This window comes from Oerskovia sp. NPDC060338, from assembly GCF_042726295.1.
GTDB classification, from domain to species: domain Bacteria; phylum Actinomycetota; class Actinomycetes; order Actinomycetales; family Cellulomonadaceae; genus Oerskovia; species Oerskovia merdavium.
Genome location: NZ_JBHXCQ010000011.1, coordinates 18,314 through 44,555 on the forward strand (window position 1 = coordinate 18,314; position 26,242 = coordinate 44,555).

Annotated in this window: 19 protein-coding genes and 1 pseudogene; 9 read left to right on the plus strand and 11 right to left on the minus strand. The window is 74.1% G+C overall.

Translation table 11 applies throughout. The features are described from left to right. Nucleotides 1–14: 14 nt before the first annotated feature. From mgtE to ACFWGN_RS14190, 5 genes and pseudogenes are all read right to left on the minus strand, one after another. On the minus strand, nucleotides 15–1,343 hold the full coding sequence (mgtE, locus tag ACFWGN_RS14170) for a magnesium transporter (RefSeq protein ID WP_377617625.1): 1,329 nt from the start codon (nucleotides 1,341–1,343) through the stop codon (nucleotides 15–17). 103 nt (nucleotides 1,344–1,446) lie between these two features. Then, the gene (locus ACFWGN_RS14175; RefSeq protein WP_191802393.1) at nucleotides 1,447–2,007 is read right to left on the minus strand and encodes a dihydrofolate reductase family protein; all 561 of its coding nucleotides are present in this window, start codon (nucleotides 2,005–2,007) and stop codon (nucleotides 1,447–1,449) included. A gap of 21 nt (nucleotides 2,008–2,028) precedes the next feature. Further along, on the minus strand, nucleotides 2,029–2,256 hold the full coding sequence (locus ACFWGN_RS14180; protein ID WP_191802391.1) for a hypothetical protein: 228 nt from the start codon (nucleotides 2,254–2,256) through the stop codon (nucleotides 2,029–2,031). A gap of 150 nt (nucleotides 2,257–2,406) precedes the next feature. Beyond that, nucleotides 2,407–4,938 carry an ATP-dependent helicase HrpB gene (gene hrpB / locus ACFWGN_RS14185; RefSeq protein ID WP_377617627.1) on the minus strand — a complete coding sequence of 844 codons (2,532 nt, stop codon included), beginning with the start codon at nucleotides 4,936–4,938 and terminating at the stop codon, nucleotides 2,407–2,409. 39 nt (nucleotides 4,939–4,977) lie between these two features. Continuing rightward, nucleotides 4,978–6,653: pseudogene (locus tag ACFWGN_RS14190) on the minus strand (ammonium transporter). A gap of 293 nt (nucleotides 6,654–6,946) precedes the next feature. Between ACFWGN_RS14190 and ACFWGN_RS14195 the strand changes: the two are divergent. From ACFWGN_RS14195 to ACFWGN_RS14205, 3 genes are all read left to right on the plus strand, one after another. After that, entirely contained in the window at nucleotides 6,947–7,306 is a 360-nt protein-coding gene (locus ACFWGN_RS14195) for a hypothetical protein (RefSeq protein WP_377617629.1), read from the plus strand. 95 nt (nucleotides 7,307–7,401) lie between these two features. Then, the gene (gene yidC, locus ACFWGN_RS14200) at nucleotides 7,402–8,343 is read left to right on the plus strand and encodes a membrane protein insertase YidC (protein WP_377617630.1); all 942 of its coding nucleotides are present in this window, start codon (nucleotides 7,402–7,404) and stop codon (nucleotides 8,341–8,343) included. A 160-nt stretch (nucleotides 8,344–8,503) separates the two neighbouring features. After that, a complete protein-coding gene (locus ACFWGN_RS14205) occupies nucleotides 8,504–9,259 on the plus strand; it encodes a DUF4118 domain-containing protein (RefSeq protein ID WP_377617632.1) in 756 nt (251 codons plus the stop codon). A gap of 76 nt (nucleotides 9,260–9,335) precedes the next feature. Here the strand turns inward: ACFWGN_RS14205 and ACFWGN_RS14210 are convergent, their stop codons facing one another. Together ACFWGN_RS14210 and ACFWGN_RS14215 are read right to left on the minus strand one after the other, a co-directional pair. Beyond that, complete coding sequence (locus ACFWGN_RS14210) at nucleotides 9,336–10,544, minus strand: beta-ketoacyl-[acyl-carrier-protein] synthase family protein (protein WP_377617634.1); 1,209 nt, start codon at nucleotides 10,542–10,544, stop codon at nucleotides 9,336–9,338. A gap of 171 nt (nucleotides 10,545–10,715) precedes the next feature. Beyond that, complete coding sequence (locus ACFWGN_RS14215; protein WP_377617635.1) at nucleotides 10,716–11,276, minus strand: GNAT family N-acetyltransferase; 561 nt, start codon at nucleotides 11,274–11,276, stop codon at nucleotides 10,716–10,718. A 75-nt stretch (nucleotides 11,277–11,351) separates the two neighbouring features. Here ACFWGN_RS14215 and ACFWGN_RS14220 point away from each other — a divergent pair, with 75 nt between their 5' ends. The 4 genes from ACFWGN_RS14220 (at nucleotide 11,352) to ACFWGN_RS14235 (ending at nucleotide 16,857) form a co-directional block, all read left to right on the plus strand. After that, nucleotides 11,352–12,215, plus strand: coding sequence for a tryptophan 2,3-dioxygenase (locus ACFWGN_RS14220; protein WP_056763682.1), 864 nt, complete (start codon nucleotides 11,352–11,354; stop codon nucleotides 12,213–12,215). After that, nucleotides 12,212–13,303 carry an amidohydrolase gene (locus ACFWGN_RS14225; RefSeq protein ID WP_377617637.1) on the plus strand — a complete coding sequence of 364 codons (1,092 nt, stop codon included), beginning with the start codon at nucleotides 12,212–12,214 and terminating at the stop codon, nucleotides 13,301–13,303. Before ACFWGN_RS14220 ends, ACFWGN_RS14225 begins: the two co-directional genes overlap by 4 nt. Then, nucleotides 13,300–14,562, plus strand: a complete 1,263-nt coding sequence (locus tag ACFWGN_RS14230; RefSeq protein WP_377617639.1) for a kynureninase — start codon at nucleotides 13,300–13,302, stop codon at nucleotides 14,560–14,562. Before ACFWGN_RS14225 ends, ACFWGN_RS14230 begins: the two co-directional genes overlap by 4 nt. A 111-nt stretch (nucleotides 14,563–14,673) precedes the next feature. Continuing rightward, nucleotides 14,674–16,857 (plus strand): MMPL family transporter, encoded by a 2,184-nt coding sequence (locus tag ACFWGN_RS14235; RefSeq protein WP_377617640.1) that lies wholly within the window; start codon nucleotides 14,674–14,676, stop codon nucleotides 16,855–16,857. Between the two features lie 168 nt (nucleotides 16,858–17,025). Here ACFWGN_RS14235 and ACFWGN_RS14240 read toward each other — a convergent pair whose 3' ends face one another. The 3 genes from ACFWGN_RS14240 to ACFWGN_RS14250 all read right to left on the minus strand — a co-directional run bounded on the left by ACFWGN_RS14240 (nucleotide 17,026) and on the right by ACFWGN_RS14250 (nucleotide 22,589). Then, nucleotides 17,026–21,225 carry a beta-L-arabinofuranosidase domain-containing protein gene (locus ACFWGN_RS14240; protein WP_377617642.1) on the minus strand — a complete coding sequence of 1,400 codons (4,200 nt, stop codon included), beginning with the start codon at nucleotides 21,223–21,225 and terminating at the stop codon, nucleotides 17,026–17,028. Nucleotides 21,226–21,543: 318 nt separating this feature from the next. Continuing rightward, complete coding sequence (locus ACFWGN_RS14245) at nucleotides 21,544–22,179, minus strand: transcriptional regulator (RefSeq protein ID WP_377617643.1); 636 nt, start codon at nucleotides 22,177–22,179, stop codon at nucleotides 21,544–21,546. Then, nucleotides 22,176–22,589, minus strand: a complete 414-nt coding sequence (locus ACFWGN_RS14250) for a DNA-binding protein (protein WP_377617645.1) — start codon at nucleotides 22,587–22,589, stop codon at nucleotides 22,176–22,178. Before ACFWGN_RS14250 ends, ACFWGN_RS14245 begins: the two co-directional genes overlap by 4 nt. Nucleotides 22,590–22,646: 57 nt before the next feature. Between ACFWGN_RS14250 and ACFWGN_RS14255 the strand changes: the two genes are divergently transcribed. Together ACFWGN_RS14255 and ACFWGN_RS14260 are read left to right on the plus strand one after the other, a co-directional pair. Then, a complete protein-coding gene (locus ACFWGN_RS14255) occupies nucleotides 22,647–24,083 on the plus strand; it encodes a PEP/pyruvate-binding domain-containing protein (protein WP_377617647.1) in 1,437 nt (478 codons plus the stop codon). Then, nucleotides 23,978–24,517, plus strand: coding sequence for a histidine phosphatase family protein (locus tag ACFWGN_RS14260; protein WP_377617892.1), 540 nt, complete (start codon nucleotides 23,978–23,980; stop codon nucleotides 24,515–24,517). The genes ACFWGN_RS14255 and ACFWGN_RS14260 overlap by 106 nt, the downstream gene beginning before the upstream one ends. A gap of 22 nt (nucleotides 24,518–24,539) precedes the next feature. On the opposite strand, the gene ACFWGN_RS14265 is transcribed toward ACFWGN_RS14260, so the two are convergent. Continuing rightward, entirely contained in the window at nucleotides 24,540–26,135 is a 1,596-nt protein-coding gene (locus ACFWGN_RS14265) for an MFS transporter (RefSeq protein ID WP_377617649.1), read from the minus strand. Nucleotides 26,136–26,242: the final 107 nt, after the last annotated feature.

Here is a 26,242-nt window from a genome sequence, read left to right on the forward strand (position 1 = left end):
GGGCGCCTCCGGGGCTAGATGCCCAGCACCACCTTGGCGACCGAGAAGTAGATGATCAGGCCCAGGGTGTCGACGAACGTCGAGATGAAGGGTGCCGCGACGATCGCCGGATCGATGCCCGCGCGGCGCGCCAGGATCGGGATGCTCGACCCGACCGTCGTGGCGAGCACGCACACCCCCACGACCGTGACGGCGAGGACCTGCGCGATCGAGACGCCCGCGACCCAGGTCGCGGGCCCGAACCCGACCGCGGCGAGCACCGTGCCGAGCAGCAGTCCCGTGAGCATCTCGCGGCCCACGACGCGCAGCAGGTCCCCGCGCCGGATGTCGCCCACGGCCAGGGCGCGGACCACGGTCGTGGCGGCCTGGGAGCCCGCGTTGCCGCCCGTGCCGATGAGCAGCGGGATGAACAGGGCCAGGGCCACGACCGTGTCGAGCTCGGCCTCGAAGTAGCTCTGGACACCGACCGTCAGGCTCGCCGCGACGATCAGCAGCAGGAGCCAGACGACCCGCGAGCGCACGAGCCCCAGGACCGAGACCGACAGGTACGGGCGGCGCAGGGGCTCGGAGCCACCCACGCGCGCGGAGTCCTCGTCGTCCTCGGCCTCGAGGATGCGCATCGCGTCGTCGACCGTGAGGACCCCCAGGAGCCGGTCCTCGTGGTCGACCACGGGCACCGCGACGTACCCGCCGTCGCGCACGACGTTCGCGGCGTGCTCCTGGTCGTCGGTCGCCTCGACCGTCACGGCCGGGGACATGACCTCCTCGACGGGGGTTCCGGGATCGCTCACGAGCAGCCTGCGCAGCGAGACCACGCCCTCCACGACGCGCCCGGGGCCCAGGACCGGCACGGTGTAGATGGTCTCGACGTCGTCCCCCGCCCGGCGCAGCGCGTCGAGCGCCCCCTCGACCGTGGTGCCCCGGCGCACCGAGGCGACCCGGGGCGACATGCGTCGGCCCGCGCTGTCCTCGGGGTAGCCGAGCAGCGCGGTCGTCAGCGCCCGTTCGTCGGGGCCGAGCCCCTCCAGGAGCCGGGCCGCGACGCCCGCGGGCAGCTCGTCGAGCAACGAGGCCCGGTCGTCGGGGTCGAGCGCGGCGAAGATCTCCGCGGTCGAGTCGGCGCGCAGCGCGTCGACGAGATCGGCCTGGATCGCCGGGTCGAGGTCCTCGAACACCTCGACCGCCCGGCCCTTGGGCAGCAGGCGGAACGCGACCGCGCGCCGATGGTCGCCCAGCCGTCCCAGCTCGTCGACGACCTCCTGGGTGTCCATGCCCGCGATGCGGTGCTGCAGGTCCTCCAGCTCGTGGGGTCGCTCGGTCCGGGCGTCGGGGTGTGCACGCATGGCCCCACCCTCTCAGGGGACCGACGGGTGCGGCCCGTCGAGGACGGGGCGCGAGACCGCGCGGGCCCCGGTGCGGAGGCTGCGGGCGGTGGGCGTGCCCGGCTCAGCGGCGCACGCGGTAGTGCACGTGCACGACCCCGCTCGCGAAGCGCCGCTCGTCCACGAGCTCGAGGTCGGTGCGCACACCGAGCGGGAAGCTCGCGAGCCCCCCGCCCAGCAGGACCGGGCGTACCAGGAGCCGCACCTCGTCGACCAGGCCGGCCGCGAGCGCCGCGGCGGCGAGGGTCGGTCCCCCGAGGCCGACCTCGGTGCCGGCGCCCGCCACGAGGTCTCGGACCGCCTGCGGGTCGAAGGTCCGTTCCAGTCGCGTGCGGGGGGCCGAGACCTCGGTGAGCGTGGTCGAGTAGACGACCTTGTCCGTCTCGCGCCACTGGGCGGCGAAGTCGCGCGTCCCGGGCGAGGGGTCGTCGAGCATGGCCGGGTCGTCCCAGACGGCCATGACCTCGTACAGCCGGCGGCCGAACAGGTAGGTCCCCACGGGGCGCTCGAGGTCGTTGATGAACGCGAGCACCTCCTCGTCGGGGAAGCTGAACTCGAACGAGCCCGACGTGTCGGCGACGTAGCCGTCGAGCGAGGTGTTGCTCGTGTACGTCAGCAGTCCCACGGTTCCTCCTCGGTGAGGGCCCTAGGCGTGACCGGGGGGCGCGTCACGGGGCGGCGCGTGGTGGCGGGGGCTGTGCCGGGTCCGCAGGTAGCGGGTGCCGCCGACCACCCCGAAGAGCAGCGCGAGCACGAGCAGCAGGAACGGCAGCACCGGGGCGCCCGTCGTGACCAGGAGCGCGGCCAGGACGAACGAGCCGAGCGCGAGCCAGAGCACGTTCCCGACGGGTCTGGGTTCGCTCGGGCCGACCATGGTCCCCTCCTTGCGCTCGCGCCCTCTCAGCCTACTCCGGGGCCGTCGGGCTGGCGCCTGAGCGGACGCCGGGAGCGCGCGCCGCGGCGGGCCGGGCGGGCAGGCACCGTGCTGTTCGCGTCCCTCTCTGGGACGTGAGGGGGCGCCCGCTCACGCGCCCGGGTCCTCGGGCCAGTCGTGCTTGGGGTAGCGCCGCCGCAGCTCGGCGCGGACCTGGGCGTACCCGGTCCGCCAGAACGACTCGAGGTCGGCGGTGATCGCCGCGGGGCGCCGCGCCGGGGACAGCAGGTGCAGCAGGACGGGCACCCGGCCGTCGGCGACGCGTGGGGTCGCGCGCCACCCGAACGCCTCCTGGACCTTGACCGCGAGCACGGGCTGCTCGCCCGTGTAGTCCACGCGTGCGCTCTTCCCGCCGGGCAGGTCCACCCGGACCGGCGCGAGCTCGTCGAGCCTGCCCGCAGCGGGCCAGGGCAGGAGCCTGCGCAGCGCGCCGGTCAGGTCGAGGCGCTGGAGGTCGGCGGCCGTGCGGACCCGGGCGAGGTCGGGCCCGAGCCACGCATCGAGGCCCGCGAGCAGCGCGTCGTCGGACACGTCGGGCCACGGGTCGCCCAGGGCGCGGTGCAGGAACGCGAGCCGGCGCCGCAGCTCGTGCGCGGGCTCGCGCCACGGCAGGACGCCCAGGCCGTCGCGCTCGAGCCCTGTCCGCAGCGCCGCGACGACCTGGTCGGCGGGTGGGTCGGTGATCTTCTGCGAGGAGATCTCGATCGCGCCCAGCCGCGTGGTGCGCCGAGCGTGGATGCGCCCGCCCGTCCAGCTCACGTGCTCGTCCTCGCGCAGCGCGGCGGACGCGGCCTCGTAGGCGAGGTCCTCGTCGATCGGTGCGGCCGAGCGGATCGTCGCGTCGCGCCGGCCCGCGCCGCGGTCGGCGTCGGCGACCGCGAGCCAGTCGTAGCCCGCGAGCGGGGAGCCCGGCGGGAGCGCGGCACCGGTGCCCGACGCCATCAGGTACGTGGCACCGTTCGGGCGCCGGCGCGCGACCCGGTCCGGGTGCGCGAGCGCGACCACGAGCCCCACGGCCAGGTCGAGGCTCAGGTCCGCGCGCCCCCGGCCCGCGCCGCGGGCGCCGCGTCCCGGCAGCAGTCGTTCGAGCCGCTCGGCCTGCGCGCGCCACGACCCGCTCGCCGGGCCGCCGCGTCGTGCGTCCCGCAGGGCCGCGACGAGGTCCGCCCCGGGCGCACGCACGTCGTCGGACAGCAGGGCGACCACCTCGGCGGCGAGCCGCGGCCCGACGACGTCGCTCGCGTCCAGGAGGGCGCGCGCGAGCCGCGGGTCGGCCGGGACGCGCGCGATCTCGCGCCCCCGGGGCGTGACGGCCCCGTCGGCGGTGACCGCGCCGAGCGACTCGAGCGTCGCGCGGGCGACCGCCATCGCGGCCGCGGGAGGAGGGTCCAGGAGCGCGAGGTCCGCGCCGTCGGGACTTCCCCAGCACGCGAGCTCGAGCGCGAACGCGACGAGGTCGGCCGTGAGGATCTCCGGCACGGGGTGCGCCACGAGCTGGGCGTGCTCGCCCGGGGACCAGCACCGGTAGACCGCGCCCGAGCCCTCGCGCCCCGCGCGCCCGGCCCGCTGCTCGGCCGCCGCCCGGCTCACGCGCACGGTCACGAGGCCCGCGAGCCCGCGACGGTGGTCGGTGCGGGGCTCGCGCGAGAGCCCCGCGTCGACGACCACCCGCACGCCGGGCACCGTGAGCGAGGACTCCGCGACGGCCGTGGAGACCACGACCCGACGGCGTGGGCCCGGGGTCAGCGCGAGGTCCTGCTCGCGCGCGGGCAGCCTCCCGTGCAGGGGGCGCACGTCGGCGTCGATGCCACCGAGCCGGCGTGCCACCCCGTCGACCTCGCCCGCGCCGGGCACGAACACGAGCACGTCGCCCGGCTGCTCGGCCAGCGCGCGGCGCGTGGTGGCCGCGACGTGGTCGAGGAAGGCCCGGGGGACGCCGCGCTCGTCCAGGCGCGGCCCGGGCGGGGGCGCCCAGACCTCCCGGACGGGGAACAGGCTGCCGTCGGCGACCACCACGGGCGCCGGGGAGCCGTCGCCCAGCAGGCTCGCGGTGCGCCCGGCCTCGATCGTCGCGGACATCGCGACGAGGGCCAGGTCGGGGCGCAGGTTCGCCCGGACGTCCACGAGCAGCGCGAGGGTCAGGTCGGCGTCGAGGTGACGCTCGTGGACCTCGTCGAGGACCACGACGTCCACCCCGGCCAGCTCCGGGTCACGCTGCAGGCGCCGCAGCAGCACGCCCGTCGTGACCACCTCGATGCGCGTCTCGGGGCCCGTGCGCGACTCGCCGCGCACCGAGAAACCGACCGTGCGCCCGACGGGCTCGCCCAGCAGGTGCGCGAGGCGACGCGCCGCGGCGCGGGCCGCGATCCGGCGGGGCTGGGTCACGACGACCCGCGACGAGCCCGCGAGCGAGGCTCCCGTGACCCCGGGCCGTGCGGACGTCGACATGCCCGCGAGCGCGGGCGGGACAAGGGTCGTCTTGCCCGTGCCGGGAGGCGCCTGGAGCACCGCGACGCCCCGGGCACGCACCGCGTCGACGAGCTCGCCCAGGTGGTGGCGGACCGGGAGATCGGGCGGCGAGGCGAGCAGGCGGGCGATCGGGTCCAGGTCCACGGGGTTCATTGTCCCCTGGCCGACCCGCCCCGCCTGCGCGCGGGCGGGTCAGCGCCCCGGGGCCTCGGCGAACACGTGGAGCAGGGGCGTGCGCAGGCCCACCGTCTGCCGCGTGAGGAGGTCGACGACGGTCGGGGCGGACGCCCGGGCCACGCAGGCCTCGACGCGCAGGCGGCGCGCGAAGCGCACGGGCTCGGAGGACTCGCGGAAACGCAGCGACGGCGGGTCGGCCACGACCTCGTTGACCTCGGTGACCTGGATCGCCCAGGCTCCCGCGGTCTCGAGCGAGGTCGTGAGGGCGTCGAGATCGGCCGAGTCGAACGTCGCGGTGAGGACCACGGCGTCGGGCGTCGAGGGCGTCTCCGACGTCGTCGTCGAGGCCACCGGAGCCGGGACCGGGTGCTCGGCCGGGGCGACCGTCCCCGCCCCGCCCGGCGTCCCTGCGGAGCCCGCCGCCGACAGCCCCGAGACCTGGCCCAGCGTGTAGGCGTTCGCACCCTGCTCGACCTCGTCCATGCCGAACTCGTGCCCCGGGGCCACCTTGAGGCCGACGGTCTTCTGGACGGCCAGGGCGATGAGGAGCGTCACGACGAACGAGAACGCGATCACGACGACCAGGGCGATCGCCTGCGCACCCAGCAGGTCGGCGCCACCACCGAAGAACAGCCCGTCGGCGCCCGCCGCGTTGATCGCGTGCGACCCGAAGAGCCCCAGCAGGAGCGAGCCGAGGATGCCGCCCACGAAGTGCACGGCGATGACGTCGAGCGCGTCGTCGAACCGGAAGAACGTCTTGAGGCCGAGCGCGAACGTGCACACCACGCCGGCCGCCAGGCCGATGACGAGCGCGGAGAGCGTGCTGACGTAGCCCGCGCACGGCGTGATCGTCGCGAGGCCCGCGACCCCGCCCGTGATCGCACCGATCACCGTGCCCTTGCCCGTGCGCAGACGCTCCATGACGAGCCACGCGCCCATGGCGGCCGCTCCTGCGACGTGCGTGTTGAGGACCGCCTGCGCCGCGACGCCGTCGCCCTGGAGCGAACCGCCGCCGTTGAAGCCGAACCAGCCGAACCACAGGATCCCTGCGCCCGCCACGGCGAGCGGGATCGAGTGCGGGATCGACCCCGCGGCCAGCCCTGCCTGCGTCCCACGACCACGAGGACCGCGAGCGCCGCTGCCCCCGCGGCCGCGTGCACGACGATCCCGCCCGCCCAGTCCTGGGCGCCGATCCCGACGAGCCAGCCGTCGGGGTTGAAGAGCCAGTGAGCGACGAACGGGTAGACGAGCACCGACCACAGGGCGAGCGTGACGACCCAGCCGACGGTCTTGAGCCGCCCGACGGTCGCGCCGGTCAGGAGCGCCGGGGTGATGATCGCGAACATCATCTGGAAGGCCACGAACGCGAGCGTCGGGATCGCCACGTCGCCGTCGACGGCGTGCAGCGCGGGCGTCGGGGCCGTGTCGAGCCCCGTGAGCCCGAACAGCCCGAGGTCGCCCATGAACCCGTTCCCGATGTCGTCGCTGAACGCGATGCTGTACCCGACCAGGATCCAGGTCAGCGAGATCACGGCGATGGGCACCAGGTTCTGCTGCATGATCGCGAGCACGTTGCCGCGCCGGACCAGGCCCGCGTAGAACAGGGCGAGTCCCGGCATCATGAACAGCACGAGGGCCGCCGAGACGAGCACCCAGACGGTGTCGCCGCTGTCGATCACCAGCTCGGACATGAGACCTCCCGCAGGACGGCTCGGGGCGCCTCCTGGCACCCCGGGACTGGGGCGCGCGTCCTCCGCACGGCGACGCGCGAGACAGATCTTGGAGCGGACCGGCTCCCCTGGGCCCCTGCGCGCCACGGGCGGCTCCGGTCCGTGCGAGCATCGCACGAGATCGGCCCGCGCGACATCGGAGCACGGGCGTCCCGGCACCGGGGCGCACGGCCCGGCGCCGGCCCGAGAGGGCGCTAGTCTGGGCGGACGCGCGGGACGGTGCCCGCCAGGTCACGAGGGTCGGAGGTGGAGACGTGCGGACAGCCCAGGCGCTGCGCGAGCGCTTCGACCACCTGACCACCGCGTCCGCGGCCCGGACCGTCGCGACGGTGCCGCTCGTGCTCGTGCTGGCGCTCGCCGTCGGGCACTCGCTCGGGACCACGTCGCTCGGCGCCGTGCTCTCCCTGCTCGGTGCCGCGACCCTCGCGGCGACCGCGGGTGTCCTCGGGGTCGCGCTCGCGTCCGTCGCCGTGGCCGTCCTGCTGCTCCTGACGGTCCCTGTCGCAGCCGAACCGGTGCCCCTGGCGGCGCCGGTGCGCCAGCAGAGCCCGACGACCCCCGGACGGCCACGGCCGCGGGCACCGGGAGCCCTCGTGCTCCCGCGCACCGCCTGATCCCCCAGACGTCCTGAGCCGTTCGCGGCCCGGGTGCTGCGGACGCGGCGCGGGCGCTCCATGCTCCCCTCCCCTCCGTCCCGCAGGAGTCCGCCGTGCCCGTCCTCGACACCCTCACCCATGCCCTCTCCACGCTCGTCCACCCGCTCCAGCTCGTCGTCGCCTGGATCCTCGTCCACCTCCACGGCGCCCTGACCTCGCTCGGCCTGGACCCCGCCGGAGGCGCGGGGTGGAGCCTCGCGATCGTCGGCCTCGTCGTGGTCGTCAAGCTGCTGCTCGTCCCGCTCGTCGTGGCCCAGGTCCGTGGCATGCGTGCCATGCGGCTGGCCTCGCCCGAGATCCACCGCATCCAGGAGAAGTACCGCGGCCGGACCGACGCCGCGAGCCGCGACGCGGCCCGGCGCGAGCAGCAGGAGCTCATGACCCGCACCGGGGCGAACCCGCTCGCCGGCTGCCTGCCCGTGCTCGTGCAGGCGCCGGTCCTCTTCGCGCTGTACTCGGTGCTCTCGGGCATCGGTCGCCAGACGCCCGTGGGCGCGCTCACGGGCGACCTCGTCCGCCAGGCCGACGCCGCGACGCTCCTCGGCGCCCCGCTCTCCGGGACGCTGACCGGCGCGCTGGGCGGCACCGCCGGTCTGCTCGGCGTCCTGGTCCCCGCCGTCCTGATCGTCCTCATGTACGCCGCGCAGGTCCTGACCCAGCGTCTGAGCGCGCGCGACAACCCGCCCGCCGACCCCACGAACCCGCTCGCGCGGCAGCAGGGCGTGCTCGCGTTCGTGCTCCCCGCGGTCTCGGCCGTGGTGGCCGTCGGCTTCCCCGTGGGAGTGGTCCTGTACTGGGCCACGTCCTCGCTGTGGGGGCTCGGGCAGCAGCTCGTGGTCGGGCGGCTCCTGCCGTCGGGCGGGCAGGAAGGGTCACCGGCGCCTCGGACCTCGGTGACCGGATCCCCAGCGCCCGAACCCACCGCGACGCCACGCGCCGGCGGTCAGCGACCACAGCCGCGTCGCGGCACGACACGGAGGGGACGCCGGGGCTGAGGCCGGTCGGTGCATCTCGTGCGGAAGGGAGCATGGCTTGGAGGAGAGCGCCGCGAGGGCGCCGACGGCGAGCGCCGGCCCGGTCGCCCGGCACAGGACCCCGTCAGGATCCCGTCAAGACACCTTGACATCGACGGGACCGCGGCAGGTTGATGGAGGGATGAGGACGAGGTCGCGCAGGACCGCCCTGGTGGTGACGGCGGCGCTGGCCGCCCCGTTGGTGGTGTGCGCTGTGCTCGCACCGTTCCGGGACGACGTGGCGAACACCAACGTCGCTCTGGTCCTGGTGCTCGTCGTGGTGGGCGCCGCGGCCACCGGGCGCAGGACCGCCGGGATCGGCGCGGCCCTGTCGAGCGGGGCGTGGTTCGACTTCTTCCTCACCGAGCCGTACCACCAGCTCACGATCACCGACCGGACCGACGTCGAGACGACCGTCCTGCTGCTGGTAGGCGTGTCCGTCACCGAGATCGCCCTGTGGGGCCGGCGTGAGCAGGCGCGGTCGAGCCGTCGCGTGGGCTTTCTCGCCGGGTTCGTGTCCTCGGCTCGTCTGGTCGCCGCGGCCGACACCCCGCCGTCGGTCCTGATCACTCATGTCCAGCGACAGATCGTCGAGGCGCTCGACATCGACGAGTGCCGTTTCGACACGGCCACCGGTGGCGCCCACCCGCGGCTGCACGCGGACGGCAGCGTGACCAGCGGCGGGAGCCTCGTCGACGTCGAGCGCGACGGTCTGCCCACCGGTGACCGGATCGAGCTGCTGATCGAGCACGCCGGGACCGTCCACGGCCGCTTCCTCCTCGACGCGACGACGCGGGTGCGGCGCCCCGACGTCGACCAGCGCGTCATCGCCGTGACCCTCGCCCAGCTCGTCGGCGCGGCCCTCGCCACCCCGCGGAGCGGCGATCGCCGCACCTAGCCCACGAGAGCGCGTGCCGGACGCACGCCCGCGTGTCGTGGCGACCTGGGCCCGCCGTGCGCCGTGCGCCGACGGCTCAGTCGCGCGAGACCACGACGCTCGCGCTGTGCCCGCCGAACCCGAACGCGTCGACCAGGGCGTGGCGCGCCGTCGTCGGGCGTGCCGCCCCTCGCACCACGTCGAGGTCGATCGCCGGGTCCAGCTCGTCGACGTTGAGCGTGGGAGGGACGAGCCCGTCGCGCAGCGCGAGCAGCGCGGCGACGACCCCGAGCGACCCCGAGGCGCCCAGCAGGTGCCCCGTGGCCCCCTTGGTCGAGGTCACGGGCGGGGGCTCGCCCAGCGCAGCCCGCAGCGCGGCCGCCTCGTTGAGGTCGCCCACAGGCGTCGACGTGGCGTGCGCGTGCACCAGGCCGAGGTCGCCGGGCGCCAGGCCCGCCGAGCGCAGCGCGAGCGAGATCGTGCGCGCCTGGTTGTCCGGGTCGCCGCCCACGATGTCGAACGCGTCCGACGTGAGCGCGGCCCCCGAGACCGCGCCCAGGATCCGCGCGCCGCGCGCTCGCGCGTGCTCCTCGCTCTCCAGGACGACGACGGACGCCCCCTCGCCCATGACGAACCCGTCGCGCGCGACGTCGAACGGGCGCGAGGCCCGCCCCGGCTCGTCGTTGCGCGTCGACATCGCCCGGGCCTGGGCGAACGCGGCGATCGAGAACGCCTGGACTCCGGCTTCCACTCCCCCGCACACGACCACGTCGGCCGTGCCCGCGAGGATCATCTCGCGCCCCATGACGATCGCCTCGACCCCCGCAGCGCACGCGCTGACGGGCGCACGCGCGCCGGCCCGGGCGCCCAGGTCGATCGAGAGCCAGGCCGCGGGTCCGTTGGCCATGAGCATCGTCACCGCGTGCGGCGAGACCCGTCGGTGCCCCTGTGTCTCGAGCACACGGCTCTGCTCGAGCGTCGTGGCGATCCCGCCGTTGGCCGATCCCACCGCCACCGCGAGACGCGTGGGGTCGACCTCGGGGCTGCCCGCGTCGGCCCAGGCCTCCCGGCCCGCGACGAGCGCGAGCTGCTCGGCCCGGTCGGTCCGGCGTCTGATCCGCACGCCGAGCTGGTCGGCGAACGCGTCGTCCACCCGTGCCGCGATGCGGACCGGCAGCTCGCGTGCCCAGGCGTCGTCCACCGCCCGGACCCCCTGCTCGCCGCGCAGCAACGCGTCCCACGTCTCCGGCGCCGTCGACGACAGCGGTGTCACCGCGCCGACCCCTGTCACCACTGCTCGCGTCATGAGGCTCTCCCGTCACCTGTCCTACGGCGTCTCCTCGACCCTGGTCGCAGGCTAGGACAGGCGTACCGGTCGCGCGCCGCGAACCGCCCGTGCGTGAGCACCGTCACTCCGCGCTCGCCCCGTCCCGGCGGAGCCGGACGCCCGACGGCGACGCCGGAGACCCGACGCGGGCTAGGCGACGGCGAGGGCCATGACGTGCTGCGTCCTGCCGTTCGCGTCGACGTACGCGCCGCGGTCGACGAACCCCGCACGAGAGTACGCACGCAGCCCGGCGGCGTTGTCCGCATCGACGACGAGGACGACCGACGCGAACGGTTCCCGGCCGAGCCGCTCGGCCAGACGAGCCACGAGCGCCGGCAGAGAGGCGGCCACCGAGGACCCGACCCCGACCCCCTGATGGTGCCGGTCGACGAGGAAGCCCCGGAACACCACGACGTCCTGCGGACGGACGCCGTCGAGCCGGTCGAGCATCTCGCCGGACGCGCCGCCCGGGTGCAGGACCCCGACCCCCGCGACCTGGCCCTCGCGCCGGACGACCAGCACGTACCGGTCGGCGTCCGCCTCGGCGAGCGTCAGGATCTGGTCGGCGGACGCCGAGAACACGTCCTGCCCGGGAGCACCCGTGACGTCCCGCAGGGCGCGCAGCAGACCGGCCCGCGAGCGGGCGTCGCCCGCGAGGTCGTCGAGGAACGAGACCTCGATGCTCGTCGACCGCCCGGTTCCGCTCGCCACCCGGCGACCCTACGTCGGCACCGCACGCTCACGAAACCCTGACGCGGTCGCCGCGAGCGCCCTACCCTCGAACTCATGACAACGCCGTCGTCCAGCAACGAGCGACCCCTCGAGCCGAGCATCGTGACCGACCTGCGCGACCGCATGACCTACGGCACCTACCTGCACCTGGACACGCTCCTGGACGCCCAGGTCCCGGTCAGCGCGCCCGTCCACCACGACGAGATGCTCTTCATCGTCCAGCACCAGACGACCGAGCTGTGGCTCAAGCTGGTCCTGCACGAGCTGGCGTCGGCGCGCGAGCTCATCGCGGCCGACGACCTGCAGTCCGCGCTCAAGCGCATCGCCCGGGTCAAGCACGTCCAGCGCACGCTGACCGAGCAGTGGTCGGTCCTCGCGACGCTCACCCCGAGCGAGTACGCGCAGTTCCGGGGCTTCCTGGGCAGCTCGTCGGGGTTCCAGTCCCACCAGTACCGCGCGGTCGAGTTCCTGCTGGGCAACAAGAACGCACGCATGCTGACGGTGTTCGCCTCGGACCCGGCCGCGCACGACCTGCTCGAGCGGCTCCTGCACGAGACGAGCGTCTACGACGAGTTCCTGCGCTACCTCGCGCGCCACGGGCACGACGTGCCCGCCAGGGTCCTCGAGCGGGACGTCACGCAGGCGCACTCCCTGGACGAGGACCTCGTCGAGACCTTCCGCGCGATCTACGAGGACCCCGAGGCCGACTGGCTCGCCTACGAGAGCTGCGAGGAGCTCGTCGACCTCGAGGACAACTTCCAGCTCTGGCGCTTCCGGCACATGAAGACCGTGCTGCGCATCATCGGCACCAAGCGCGGCACGGGAGGGTCGAGCGGCGTGGGCTTCCTCGAGAAGGCCCTCGACCTGACGTTCTTCCCCGAGCTCTTCGCGGTCCGCACCGAGATCGGCCCGCGGTGACGGGCGGCCGCGCGGGGTCCGGCGGAGCCGACAGCACCGCGAGCGCCGTCGGGTTCTCGGTCGACGCCCGCTGGGAGCGGGGCGCGGGATGGTCGGGCCCGACGGCGCTCGTCGCCACCGAGCGCGGCGTCCGGCCCGCGACGGGTGCGGACCCGGCGCCGGGCCGCCACCTGCCGGGCACGGTGCTCCCGGGGCTGACCGACGCGCACGTCCACCTGGCCCTGGTCGACCCCGCGGCCTTGCGCCGGGGCGGGCTGGCCGCGGTCGACGACCTGGGCGGGAACCCGGACGTGCTCGCGGAGCTGGCCCGGACGCCGGGCCTGCCCGTCGTCCGCTACGCGGGGGCCTTCCTCACGGCACCGGGCGGGTATCCCTCGGACAGGTCCTGGGCCCCTTGCGGTGCGGTCGAGGAGGTCGCGGGCCCCGCGCCCGCCGTGTCTGCGGTCGACCGTCAGGTCGCGGCCGGGGCGTCCTTCCTCAAGGTGGTGCTGCACCCGGCAGCGGGTCCCGTCCTCGACGACGAGACCCTCGACGCGATCGTCGCCCACGCGCACGCGAGGGGCCGACCCGTCGTCGCGCACGTCGAGGGCGCGGGACAGGCCCGCCGCGCCCACGAGGCCCGCGTCGACCGGCTGGCCCACGCACCGTTCACCGAACGCCTGCCCGACGACCTGGTCGCTGCCATGGCGCGCGCGCAGCAGTGGATCAGCACGCTCGACATCCACGGCTGGGAGAGCCCGACCCGCGAGCAGGACGTCGCGCTCGACAACCTGTCGCGGTTCGCCGCGGCCGGCGGGACGGTCGTCTACGGCACCGATCAGGGTAACGGGCCGCTCCCGGCGGGGGTCGATCCGCGCGAGCTGTGCGCGCTGGGTGCCGCGGGCCTCGCGGCCGACGACCTGCTGCGCGCCCTGACGTCGACGCCCGTCGCGACGTCGACCACCTACGTGCCCGGCCCCCGGCCCGACCCGGACGCACCACCCGCGGCCGTCGCCGCATGGCTCGCGAGCGCCGTGGTCCTCACGACCTCCGACCTGGTCGGCTCGCCGCCCCCTCCGCCCGAACCCCTCGGAAAGGCCCACCCGTGACCGACTCCCCCGCTCCCGTGACCTCCCGCACGGGCTCGCCCGCCCAGCGCGCGGCCCTCCTCGACGACGCCGACCCGCTCGCGCGCTTCACGGACGCGTTCGTGGCGTCCGACGACGTCGTGGCCTATCTCGACGGCAACTCGCTCGGGCGCCCCACGCGCGCGAGTGCCGACCGTCTGGCCCGCTTCGCGACCGAGCACTGGGGAGCGCGCCTCATCCGCGGCTGGGACGAGTCCTGGTACGAGCTGCCGCTGAGCGTCGGCGACAGGATCGGGGCGACCGTGCTGGGCGCGGCGCCCGGCCAGACGTTCGTGGGCGACTCGACGACCGTGATCCTCTACAAGCTCGTGCGCGCCGCGCTCGACGCCCGCCCGGGCCGGACCGAGATCGTGCTCGACAGCGGGAACTTCCCCACCGACCGCTTCGTGCTGCAGGGCGTCGCGGCCGAGCGGGGCGCGACCCTGCGCTGGATCTCACCGGCGCACGACGGCGGCGTGACCGCCGAGCAGGTCGCGGACGCCGTCGGGCCCCGGACGGCGCTCGTGGTCCTCAGCCACGTCGCCTACCGCTCCGGACATCTCGCCGACGCCCCGACGATCACGCGTCTCGCCCACGACGCCGGCGCGCTCGTGCTGTGGGACCTGTGCCACTCGGCGGGGTCGGTCCCGGTCGAGCTCGACGCGTGGGACGTGGACCTCGCAGCGGGCTGCACCTACAAGTACCTCAACGGCGGCCCCGGCTCGCCCGCGTTCGGCTTCGTCCGCTCGGACCTGCAGGCGACGCTGACCCAGCCGATCCAGGGCTGGATGGGCAGCGCCGCCCCGTTCGAGATGGGTCCCGAGTACGCACCGCACGAGGGGGTCCGCCGGTTCCTCAGCGGGACGCCCGCGGTCGTGGGGATGCTCGCGATGCAGGACATGCTCGACCTGCTCGCCGACGCCGGGATGGACGAGGTCCGGGCCAAGTCGGTCCGGCTCACCGGGCTCGCGCTCGGCCTCGTGGACGAGCTGCTGGTCCCGCTCGGGGTCACGGTCGCCTCGCCCCGCGACGCGGACCGGCGCGGCAGCCACGTGACGATCGACCACGCCCGGTTCGAGCACGTGCTCCCCCGGCTCTGGGAGCAGGGGATCATCCCGGACTTCCGTCGACCCGACGGGCTGCGGCTCGGCCTGTCCCCGCTGTCCACGCGCTTCGACGAGGTGCGGATCGGCGTCGAGGCGATCCGTGCGGCGCTGCTCGAGGGCCCCGGCGGGCCCTGACCCGCAGCACCGGCGGGGCCGTCCCCCGGTCTCCCCGGTTGTCGGGCCCCTCGGCCGGTGCCACCCTGGGAAGGTCGAGTACCCGGGACCTCCCGAGGGGAAGGCGCGCCCATGTTCGGCAGCATCGCTCGGACGGTGATCGCCCACCCGTGGCGCGTCATCGGTACCTGGATCGTCCTGGCCGCCGCCGTCATCGCGTTCGCGCCGAGCCTCGACGACTACACCACGGGCAACCAGCAGTCGTTCCTGCCGAGCAGGTTCGAGTCGGTCGAGGCGCAGGACGCCGGCGACGAGAACTTCCCGGCCCAGTCGGGGGCGACCGGCAGCCTGGTCGTCGTCCGCGACGACGGCGCGGCGCTGACCACCACAGACCAGGGCACCGTCGCGGCGCTCGCGACCACCCTGCAGTCCGACGCGATCCCGGGCGTGGTCTCGGTCCAGGAGACCCCGCAGTCGCTCTCGCCGGACGGGCTCACCGCGGCGCTCTCGGTCGCGTTCGACGGCCAGCCGGGCGACGAGGCGGTCGACGACGCCGTCCCCGCGCTGCGGACCGCGTCGGACGAGGCCCTCGCGGGGAGCGGGCTCACGAGCGCGCTCACGGGCAACGCCGCGATCCAGGTCGACACGACCACGGCCTACGCGAGCGCCGAGCGGACCATCACGATCGCGACCGTGCTGCTCATCGTGCTGCTCCTGGGCCTCGTCTTCCGCAGCCCCCTGATCGCGGTGATCCCGATCGTGGTGATCGGCGTCGTGCTCTCGGTCGTCACTGGTCTCACGGCCCTGCTGGCCGACCTGCTCGACTTCCAGGTGAGCGACACCCTGCAGCCCATCCTCGTCGTGGTCCTGTTCGGGATCGGCACCGACTACATCGTGTTCGTCCTGTTCCGCTACCGCGAGCACCTGCGCCGGGGCGAGTCGCACCGCGAGGCGCTCGAGGTCTCGGTGGGCGTCGTGGGCCGCGTCGTGGCGTCGTCGGCGCTGACCGTGATCGGCGCGTTCGCGGCGCTGCTGTTCGCGCGGCTCGAGTCGCTGAGCACGCTGGCGCCGGGGCTGATCGTGGCCGTGGCCGTCATGCTCCTCACCGCCCTGACCCTGATCCCCGCGCTGTTCGCGCTGCTCGGCCGGTCCTTGTTCTGGCCGCTCGGCCCCGGGCACGAGCCCGCGCGCAGCCCGTTCGCCGCGGTGGGGTCCTTCACGGCGCGCCGCCCGCTCGTCCCCGCGCTCGGCGTCGGGGTGGTGCTGGTGGTCCTGACGCTGTTCGCCTCGGGCTACCAGGCGACCTACGACACGCTCGACGAGCTCCCCGCGAGCACCGCCTCGCGCCAGGCGTACGCGACGCTCGATGCCTCGTTCCCCGCCGGGGCGCTGAGCCCCACGCAGGTCTACGTCGTGGGCTCGGCACCCCTCGACCCGACCGCCCTGACCACGCTCGCGACGAACCTCGCCGCGGTCCCCGGCGTCTCGAGCGTCGCCCCACCCACGGTCACGACCGACGGCACGGCCGCGCTGGTGACCGTGGTGCTCGCGGACGACCCGTACTCCGACGCCGCCATGGCGACCGTCGAGGGCCCGTTGCGCGACGCCGCGCACGGGTCGGTGCCGGGGGCCGAGGTGTACGTGGGCGGGCAGACGTCCGCGTTCGTCGACGTGCGCGACCAGCTCCGCGCCGACACCGGGCGCGTGTTCCCGATCGCCGCCGTCATCATCGTGGTGATCCTCGGCCTGCTCCTGACCGCGCTCCTGGGGGCCGTCAACCTGCTCGTGTGCGTGGCCCTGACGTTCACCGCGACGCTGGGCGCGGTCGTCCTGCTCTACCTGCACGCGCTGGGCTATGCGGGCATCGACTTCTCGATCCCGATCGTGCTGTACCTGTTCGTCGTCGCGATCGGCACGGACTACAACATCCTGATCGCCGCGCGCATGCACGAGGAGTACCGCGCCGGGGCGAGCCCGCGCGAGGCCGCGCGCCTCGCGATCACGCACGACGCGCCCACGGCCTCGGCGGCAGGGATCATCCTCGCGTGCACGTTCGCCTCGCTCATGCTCACGGGCATCGCGAACCTCGCCGAGCTCGGGTTCGGGGTCGCGGTGGGAATCGTCGTCGCGGCGTTCCTCATGGCCCCGCTGCTGGTCCCGGCGCTGTCCGCGCTCGAGGGACGTGCGTTCTGGTGGCCGACCCGCCGGCACGCCGCCTCCGGGCAGGTGCTGGCGCAGGCAACCTCGCAGGCAGCAGGCCAGGAGCAGGAGCCGGCGGCGCAGGACCCGACCCCGGGCACCTCCCCCGCGTCCTGACCGCCCGGGCACGTACGCCGGCGAACGCGGGCTCCCGGCTCCCGACCTTCCGGACGGGAGCCGGGGACACGCCGTCGGGCCTCTCGCCGGGCAGCGCTCCCACGAGAGGCCCGACGAGAGGCCCGTGCGGCCGGGAGCACGTCCCGGCCGCACCGGCCCGGCGACCTGTCAGCCGCAGGTGAGCGCGTCGTGCTCGACCTCGACCACGCTCGTCACCGGAGCACCGTCGAGGACCGCGCTCGCGGACACCGTCACGCTGCCCGCGGCCAGGCTCGAGGCCCGCACGGCGAACGTCTGGGACGCGCTCTTGCCCGGCGCCACCCCGGTGAAGGACTTCACGCCCGACGCCGTCGTGATCTTCATGTCGACCGGCACGGCCTCACCGTTGACGGCCCGCACCGCGAGCTGGACCTTGCCCGCGACGCAGCGGGGCGTGACGTCGACGGCGATCTCGACGGTCTCGGCCGGGGCGTCGGCCGCGACGATCGTCACCGTGTAGGTCGTCGACGTCGTGTGGTCCTGCGCGACCGCCGTGATCTCGACCGCCGTCGGACCGCCGTCAGGGGCGAGCGCGACCCGGCGCCCGATCGTGTCGTCGACGAGAATCCCGTCGACCCTGACCAGGCCGCTCGCCACGTGCGGGTCGGCGTCGAGCGTGACCGCGGTCGTCCCCGGCGCGACCCGGAGCTCGTAGCTCGCGTGCGCGGGCGAGAACTCCGGGGCGAGGACGCCCGTGTCGAACGAGAGTGCCGAGAGCTCCGGGGTGCTGTCGAACACCGCCGAGCGGACCGTCCTGACCCCGAACAACCCGCCCACGAGCCCGCCCGTCGACTGGAAGCGGACCGTGACGACGGGGATCTTCTGACCGTCCTCGCCCAGGACGAGGTTCCCGCTGCTGTCCTTCTTGTAGCGGGTGTCCGGGCCGAGCTCGAGGAACCGGGCCGGGATCTCGGTCGAGTCGACGTAGAAGCCCTGCTCGTCCTTGTTCTCCGCCTTGTCGGTCACGGTGACGGTCTTGAGCCGCACGTCGTCGACGAACACGTCGAAGCTGCGCCCGCGGTCGCCCGAGTAGAACGTCGCACCCAGGTAGTTCTTGTCCGAGCCCGGGTCGATCTCCAGGTCGTAGCTGAACCACCCGCCCGCCTGGGCGTCACGGTACTGGCGCCCCGCGAAGACCCCGACGCCCGACGAGCTCGAGCGCAGGTTCTTCGCGTTCTCGAAGTTGTTGTTGTCGAAGCTCGTGAGGCTGTCGATCGTCAGGTCCTTCGCACGTTCCTCCTGCTTGGCCCGCAGGATCCGGTCCTGCGCGGCCTGGCCGTCGGGCTCCTCGAGGTTCATGTAGATGCCGTAGCGCTCGTTCCAGCGCGAGGTGTGCGGGGCGTACACCAGGTCCCCCGCGTCCGAGGTGTTCTTCAGCGCGAACTGCACGTCGCCCGCGGCCGAGTCCTCGATGCGCACGACGTTCTCCGCGAGATGCTCCTTCCACGTGGCCGCGTCCATTCCCTCCGTGGTGATGGTCGTCTGCGCGTCCGGGTCGAACGTCGAGATGCGCACCAGGATCCCGGTACCCACCGAGCCGCCCTGGTCCCGCGTGCCGAGCCCCGCGCTGAGCACCACGGGACCGTACTTGAAGGCCACGAAGCTCTCGTTGTCGGCCGTGCTGTGCAGCGTGACGTCGAGCGGCATCGTGTACGCGATCTCGTCACCGGCCCGGACGTCGGCCAGGACCACGTAGCCGCGCGAGACGGTCGGGGTGACCGTGGCGCCGTTGACGGTCACGGCCGGCTCGCCCGCGATCCAGTCGGGCACGCGAAGGCGCAGCGTGGTGCCCTCGGCGACCGCTCCGCCGTCGAGCGCACCGACCGTGAACCGGACCGTGTCCTCGTTGGGGAGGTTCGCGGACTGGGTCAGCACCAGGTTCTGCTCCGCGTGCTCGAACGTCGAGCTGAAGAACATGTTGACGTAGACCGATCCCTGCCCCGTGAAGTAGATCGAGTCGCCCAGCTTGGAGAAGTTCTCCATGCCGGTCCCGGTGCAGCACCAGAACTCGGTGAAGGGCAGGTTGAACACCTTGTGGTACCCGGGCGCCATGGGGTTGAAGTACGTCGTGGTGCCCGTCTCGGGGTTCTGCGAGGCGAGGATCGTGTTGATGAACGTGTTCTCGTAGTAGTCCGCGTACCGCACGTCCTTGCTCAGCCGGAAGAGCTCGCGCGACAGCTTGAGCATGTTGTACTCGTTGCAGGTCTCGGACGTCTCCGCGTTGGCGTGCGTCCCCTGGTTCGCGGCCCGGTCGAACAACGAGTCGGCCGCGTGGAAGTGCTCCGACTGGCTGTTGGCGCCGGTCACGTACGTGTGGTGATCGACCACGATGTCGAAGAAGTTCTCGGCCGCCGCGAGGTACATCGGCAGCTCCTCCTTCTCCTGCGGGGTCAGCAGGTCGTAGTACTCGGGGTTCTGCGTGAACACCGTGTAGCGCTTGAGCGCACCGATGAGCTTGGGGATCGTCGTGTTGGCGTGCTTGCCCGCCAGGACGTCCTGGCCCGACGCGAGCTGCCGGAAGAGCGTCACCTCGTCGAAGGCCTCGGCGGCGTCCTTGATGCGGACGTCGCCGGTGAGGTCGAACAGCTCGTAGAGCGCCTCGTTCATGCCGCCGTACTCGGTGCGCAGCAGCACGTCGGTGCTCGGGAGCTTCGCGACCCGGCCGGACACGTACAGGCCGAACCCGGTCGCGACCTCGCGCGCCTTGTCCCCCGTGGGCCCGTCGACGTACTCCGCGACGTCCAGCAGGCCCGCCAGCACCTTGTGCAGGTTGTACCAGGGCACGATCACGTTCTCGTCGGAGGGCCCGGTGCCCTGCACCTGGTCCAGGACGCTCTCACGGAACGCCGAGACGTAGCCCGCGCTGCCCGGGTGGGACGCCCCGTAGGCGTCCTGCACCCGCTCGAGGCCGTCGACGGCCGCGACGATCTCGGCCGACAGCGCGTCCCTGGTCGCACCGTCGGGCGTGCCCGAGTACGACATCGCGAGGGCCGACATGTAGTGCCCGAACGCGTGGCCGCGGAAGTTCACCGCGTCGCTGCGCTCCCAGCCGCCGTAGCCCTGCGGGGTCGTGGGCTCCAGGCCGGCGACCTTGTAGAACTCGTAGAGGAACTTCTCCGAGCTCAGGCTCAGGAGGTAGTCCTGCTCCTTGGACGCGGCGTTGTTCAGGAAGTCGTCCGACAGCAGGACCGTGGGCAGGCCGCTGTTCTCGAGCGGGTCCATCGACACCAGCGCCGGGACGACCACGTGGAACTCGCGCGTGACGGGCTTGCCGTCGAAGTAGCGTGCGGTCGCGGTGAGCGTGACCTCGGCGTCGTCCTCACCCTCGGCGGGCCGGTTCACGGTGCCGTCGGTCGCGACGACGTCCGGGGCTGACGACGCCCAGGTGACGGCCGAGCCGCGCGAGCCCTTGGCCGACAGGATCAGCGCGACCGTGACCCGCTCGGGCAGCGTGAGCCCGTCGGCGTCCGCCTGCGCGACGGCCTCGCGGTCGATCACCCGGCCGGACTCCTCGTAGAGCCCGACGACGTCGGCGAGCGACGCGACGCCGTCGTACAGGCGGTACTCGTCGAGCCCCGCCCGCAGGTAGGAGCCGTTGTAGGACGGGCCGTTGAACCCGATGGTCTTGGGCAGCGTGGGCGACGAGCCCAGGACGCCGGTCGCGCCACCCGAGCCGATCGGGCTCGCGACGGTCGCCGGGACCTGCTCACCGTTGCGGTAGAAGGCCACGTCCTTGGTCGCCGCGTCGTACGTGACCACGAGGTGCGTCCACTCGTCCGCGGGGAGGAACGACGCACGGTCCGCCGAGGCCACCCGGACCTTGTAGGGCTGGCCCGACGCCGGGCCGACCGACAGCGCGAGCGGCGACGTGTCCGACTCGGAGGACAGGTACCAGCCGTCCGAGTTGTACGCGCCCTTGTTCCAGCTCACGACCTGCTCACCGGTCATCTTCCCGCTGGGGCGCAGCCAGAACGACAGCGTCAGGTCCTCGGGCTGCAGGTCGGTCGACGCGCCCAGGTCGAGGAACGTGCTGCCTCCCAGCTCGACGGCCTGCGAACCCTCGGCGACCCCCGGGACCCAACCCAGGTTGGTCGTCGTCGATCCCGCGTGCCCCTTGACCGTGACCGGGTGCGCCGCCGACGAGGCGTCGGCCAGGTCACCCTCGAAGCGCAGGTCCAGGACCGGGGCGGGGAGCCCGCCGTCGGCCGCTGCGGCGACGGGTGCCCAGCCCGTGAGGACCAGGGCGGCCCCGAGGAGGGCCGCGACGGCGCGGGCTCCCGGGTGCGGTCTCGGGCGCCTCGTGACGACCGCTTCTGCGTGCGTGCTCATCAGTGCTCTCTTCCGTTCGAACGACGATGTTCGGAACCGACCCGTCGACGGGCGGCGGCTCGGAGGGTGCGGGGCGCTCGCGGTCTCCGGGCGGAGCGGGGGCGGGCGCGTCAGGCTCGGGCGACCCGGGGGTCGTCGGGCGGCTCAGGAGGGCGGGCGGGCCGGGCGCGGTGCCCGTGACTGCTCGGCACCAGTGCCGGGCACGAGCATGTTAGCGCTCACACACGGTGGCCCGTCAACCCCTCGTGCCGCGACGGAGGGTCATCGCGGACCGACGCCCCCACCAGAGGACCGGCTCGCGCGCCGTGCGCGCGGCGGTCAGGTCCCCGCGCCCCGGTCGACGCCCAAGGTCGCGACGAGGTCCTCGTGGAGCTCGAACCAGACCCGGTGGCACGAGTCGACGTCGGTGCGGTCGACCCAGCCGCCGTCGCCCGCCTGCACCCGACCGAGCGCCGTGGCGAACCGCTCGTCGTAGCCCCCGAACCGGGCGAGCACGTCGCTCAGGCGTCGCCCGAGCGGGGCGAGGTCGCGGTCGATCGCGGCGAGCTCGCCCAGCACCCCGGCGTCCCACGCGGGGTCGGTGTGGTCGTTGGGGGCGAGGCGGTCGCCGGGCACAGGCCGCAGCTGCCAGTCGGTACAGGCCCGCTGCAGGCGCGCGTTGAGCGGGAGGAACTCCCGGTAGGCCTCGCGCACGTCGCCCTCGCGCCCCGTGCGTGCGAGCTCGCTCGCGAGCTGCCGCTCGTTCTCGGTGCGCCCCGCGACCGTGAGCGACCAGCCGCCGAGCCCCGCGAAGGCGGACCGCTGGACCCAGCCGCGCGCCTCGGCGTCCTCGAGCAGCTCGGTCGTCTCGTCCAGGCCGGTCCCGAACCGGCGAGCGAGAGCCGGGACGTCGGCGAACCCGGTGATGCGGACCGCGTGCAGCACGAGCAGGTCGACCGGGGAGTCCTGCGTCACGAGCGGTCTCCCTGCCTGGCCGCGAGCCGGTGGTAGTGCTGCTGACAGGCCTGCGGGGAGTTGAACCCCATCGCGTCGGCGATCTGGGCCCACGTCAGGCCTGCGCTGCGGGCCGTGAACAGCAGGCCGTCCTCGAGCCCGTCGACCTCGGCGCGCGCAGCGGGCAGGAGCGCGAGCGCGCTGAGCAGGTCTCCCGGAGCCAGGTCCGTGGAGCGCCAGAGCGCGAACCGAGCGAGGTCCACGGCCGACGGCGGGACCGGCGCGGGCTGCCACGGGCGGTTCGCGAGCGCGTCCGCCCCGAGGCTCAGCAGGTGCTCGCGCGCTACGTGCTCGCGGCGCGCCTGGTCGTGGTCGGCGCGCGCCGCGTCCGCGGTGCGTGCCGTCAGTGCGGGGTCGTCCTTGCGTGCCATACGAGGATCCTGCAGAATCAACGAATTGTTGTCAACACTCTGTTGAAGGTGGCCGGGATGCTCATCCCTCTCTCGGAGGCGACGCAGGAGACCTGCGGAGGCAAGGCGGGAACGCTCGGCATGCTCCTGCGCGCCGGGTTCGCCGTGCCTGACGGGTTCGTCGTGCCGCTCGACGCGCACCGCGAAGCCCTCGGGAACGGGCGCCTCGACGTCGCGGTCGACGGACCGGAGGGCCCCGCCCACGCAGGGCCGGCCGCGCCGCTGCCCGCGGCCTTGCGCGACCGGCTGACCCACGGGCTCGCCGCTCTCGGCGACCCGCCGGTCGCCGTGCGCTCGTCGGCCTCGTCCGAGGACACGGGTGAGGCGTCCGCCGCGGGTCAGCACGAGAGCGTCCTGGCGGTGCAGGGGGTCGACGGCGTCGCGCAGGCCGTGCGCGCCTGCTGGGCCTCGCTGCACTCGCCGCGTGCCACCGCGTACCGCCGCGGCGCCGCGCACGACGAGCCGGCCGACGCCGGGTCCATGGCCGTGCTGGTCCAGCGGCTCGTCGACGCCGAGATCTCGGGGGTCGTGTTCGCGCCCGCCGCACCGGACGGCGTGACCGTCATCGAGGCCTCGTGGGGCCTCGGCCCGAGCGTCGTCGGGGGCACGGTAACCCCGGACTCCTACCGCGTCGCGGCCGACGGCAGCGTCGGGCGCACCGTCGCCGACAAGCGCACCCGCCTCGACCGGCGCGGCACCGGGCTCACCCTGAGCGACGTGCCCGCCGACGGACGGATCCGGCCCACGCTCGACGACGAGACCGCGAGGCGGCTCGCTCGCCTCGGACGGAGGGTCGTGGCGCTTCTCGGCGGAGCGCAGGACATCGAGTGGGCGATCGCCCGCGGCCGGACCTGGGTGGTGCAGGCCCGGCCCGTCACCGCCGCACGTCCACCGATGCCACCGATGCCGTCCGCAACCCAGGGGGCGCCCTCGCCGTCGACCCATCCCTCCCACCCGGCCCGCCCCTCCCCGGCCGGGCCACCTGCTCCGTCGGCGAACCGCCTGACGGGCACGGCGGGCAGCACCGGGACCGCCACGGGCACCGCGCGAGTCGTCCGCGACCCGTCCGACTTCTCCCGCGTCCGCCCCGGTGACGTCCTCGTCTGCCCCTTCACGGATCCCGCGTGGACCCCCTTGCTGCGGATCGCCGCGGGTGTCGTCACCGAGACCGGCGGGGTCCTGTCCCACGCGGCGATCATCGCCCGCGAGCGCCGCATCCCCGCGGTCCTCGGGATCGTTGGGGGCGACCGTCCTGATCCCGGACGGCAGCCCGGTCACGATCGACGGCACTGCCGGCACCGTCACGACGAGCACCTGACCCGAGGGGACGATCCATGGGGACCAGACATCTGTACCTCGCTCGGCACGGGGCGGCCGACGCGTTCGGGGAGCTCACGGCCGCGGGGAGGCGGCAGGCGAACCTGCTGGGCGAGCGCCTCGCACGGGTGCCCGTGACGGCCGTCTGGCACTCCCCGCTCCCCCGGGCCGTCGCGTCCGCGCACGAGCTGGCGCGCCACGTGCCGCACGCGGTCCTGGCCGAGGCTCCCGAGCTCGTCGACCACGTCCCCCACGTCCCCGCGCCGGCCGAGACGCCCGCGCCGTGGGTCGGGTTCTTCGACGGGTACGACGACGCCGAGGCGAGCGCGGGGCGCCGGACCGCCGACGTCCACGAGGTCCTGGTCACGCACGACTACCCCGTCGCGTGGCTCGTGCGGCACGCGATGGACGCGCCGGAGGCCCGGTGGCTCGGTCTGAGCAGCGCCAACGCCGCGCTGACGGTCATCGAGTACCGGACGAGCCTGCCGCCGGCGCTCGTGCTGTTCAACGACATGGCCCACCTGCCGGTCGAACTGCGCTGGACGGGGTTCCCCGGGCCGGCACGGCCGTGACGACGCGGGGAGGACCGACCGGTCAGCCCAGGTCCAGGCCGTCGAGCGACGACCTCGGCTTCTGGTCCGGCAGGCGCAGCATTCGGAACGAGTTGCCCAGCCCGAGCAGTCCGGCCAGGAGCGGGACGAGCAGCGCGACCTGCAGCGACCGGTCGCGCGCCCGGTCGTTGATCGCCAGCACCTCGGCCTCCACGGCCGGGGGCTGACCCGTGATCTGCTCGGCGAGCCGGGACGTGCTCATGACCTCGGCGTCCTCCTCGAGCGCAGCGGCGATCTGCTGCTGCTCGGCGGCGGGGATGACCGCGCTGCTCTGCGTCATCTGGGTGAACCCGAGCGAGAGCGAGGCGAGCATGAGGCCCCCGGCCATGGCGAGCCCGAACGACAGGCCGAACGATCCAGCGGCCGAGTTGACGCCCGCCGCCTCGCTGACACGCTCCTCCTCGACCGGGGCGAGCGTGTAGTTGTTGAGCTGGGACACCAGCAGGCCCAGGCCGCACCCGGTGATCGCGAGCGGGAGGACGAGGTACCAGCCGCTGTCCACGCGCGGGACGAACGGGATGACGAGCGCGATCCCGACGCTCGCCAGCACGAAGCCGGTGCGGATGATCTCGGCGGGGCGGCGAGACCCGGATCGCCGGCCCGCCACGACCGCTGCCGCGAACATGGTGAGCGACAAGGGGGCGAGCGAGAGCCCGGCCTGGAGGGCGTCGTACTCGAGAGTCATCTGGAAGAAGAGCGGGAGCGCGATCATCGCGCCGCCCAGCATGATCTGCTGCAGCATCTGCCCTGTGACACCCGTGGTGAAGTGCGGATGGCGGAAGAGGTCCGGGTCGAGCAGCGGCACCCGGTGCGCGCGCTGGCGCCGGACCAGCCATCGGGCCAGGAGCACGAGCGCGACGACCCCGACGGCCAGGAGCACACCGACGAGCTCGCCGCCCTCCTGCCAGACGAGGATGCCGAGCACCACCCCGCCCATGCCGATCACGGACAGGACCGCGCCCACGAGGTCGACCTGTCGGGAGCCCGTGAACGGCACGTCCCGCACCAGGCCGATCTGGCTCAGGACGACGGCGATGATGACCACCTCGAGCGCGAACCCGACCCGCCACGACAGGTAGGTCGTGACGAACCCGCCGAGGAGCGGGCCCACCGCCGCGGCGATCGCGGCGGAGGCCCCGACCAGCGCGTACGCCTTCTTCTGGTCGGCGCCCGAGAAGTTGCCGTGGATCAGCGACTGCATCGCGGGCAGCAGCAACGACGCGCCCAGCCCGCCGACGATCGCCCAGAACACGACGATCGCCGTGAGGCTCTGCGCGAGCGTCATGGCCAGGGCGCCCGTCGCGTACGCGAGCAGACCCAGGACGTAGGCGCGCTTGCGCCCGATCAGGTCGCCGACCTTGCTGTTGATGAGGATGAAGGCGGCAGAGACCAGAGCCTCGAGCGCGATGGCCGACTGGACGCCGCTCGCCGTGGTGTCGAGGTCCTCGACCACGGCCGAGATCGAGACGTTCATGAGCGAGGTGTCGACGACCAGGACGAACATCGCGGCCGCGAGCAGCAGCATGAGCCGCCTGTTCCCCGTCGCTGCGGGAGCCTTCTCCTCCGGTGCGGTGCCCATGTGCCCACCTCGGCTCGGGTGCCTCGTCCGCTCGAGCGGGCGACCTCCGGTGACCGTCGCCGGATCGCTGGGACCAGCCTAGGGACCTCGGCGGAGTCGTGCGCGGC

Coding starts and splice junctions, on each gene's coding strand:
- mgtE (WP_377617625.1), bottom strand. CDS start 1,343: ATGCGTGCACACCCCGACGCCCGGACCGAGCGACCCCACGAGCTGGAG.
- ACFWGN_RS14180 (WP_191802391.1), bottom strand. CDS start 2,256: ATGGTCGGCCCGAGCGAACCCAGACCCGTCGGGAACGTGCTCTGGCTC.
- hrpB (WP_377617627.1), bottom strand. CDS start 4,938: ATGAACCCCGTGGACCTGGACCCGATCGCCCGCCTGCTCGCCTCGCCG.
- ACFWGN_RS14205 (WP_377617632.1), top strand. CDS start 8,504: ATGAGGACGAGGTCGCGCAGGACCGCCCTGGTGGTGACGGCGGCGCTG.
- ACFWGN_RS14210 (WP_377617634.1), bottom strand. CDS start 10,544: ATGACGCGAGCAGTGGTGACAGGGGTCGGCGCGGTGACACCGCTGTCG.
- ACFWGN_RS14220 (WP_056763682.1), top strand. CDS start 11,352: ATGACAACGCCGTCGTCCAGCAACGAGCGACCCCTCGAGCCGAGCATC.
- ACFWGN_RS14235 (WP_377617640.1), top strand. CDS start 14,674: ATGTTCGGCAGCATCGCTCGGACGGTGATCGCCCACCCGTGGCGCGTC.
- ACFWGN_RS14240 (WP_377617642.1), bottom strand. CDS start 21,225: ATGAGCACGCACGCAGAAGCGGTCGTCACGAGGCGCCCGAGACCGCAC.
- ACFWGN_RS14250 (WP_377617645.1), bottom strand. CDS start 22,589: ATGGCACGCAAGGACGACCCCGCACTGACGGCACGCACCGCGGACGCG.
- ACFWGN_RS14255 (WP_377617647.1), top strand. CDS start 22,647: ATGCTCATCCCTCTCTCGGAGGCGACGCAGGAGACCTGCGGAGGCAAG.
- ACFWGN_RS14265 (WP_377617649.1), bottom strand. CDS start 26,135: ATGGGCACCGCACCGGAGGAGAAGGCTCCCGCAGCGACGGGGAACAGG.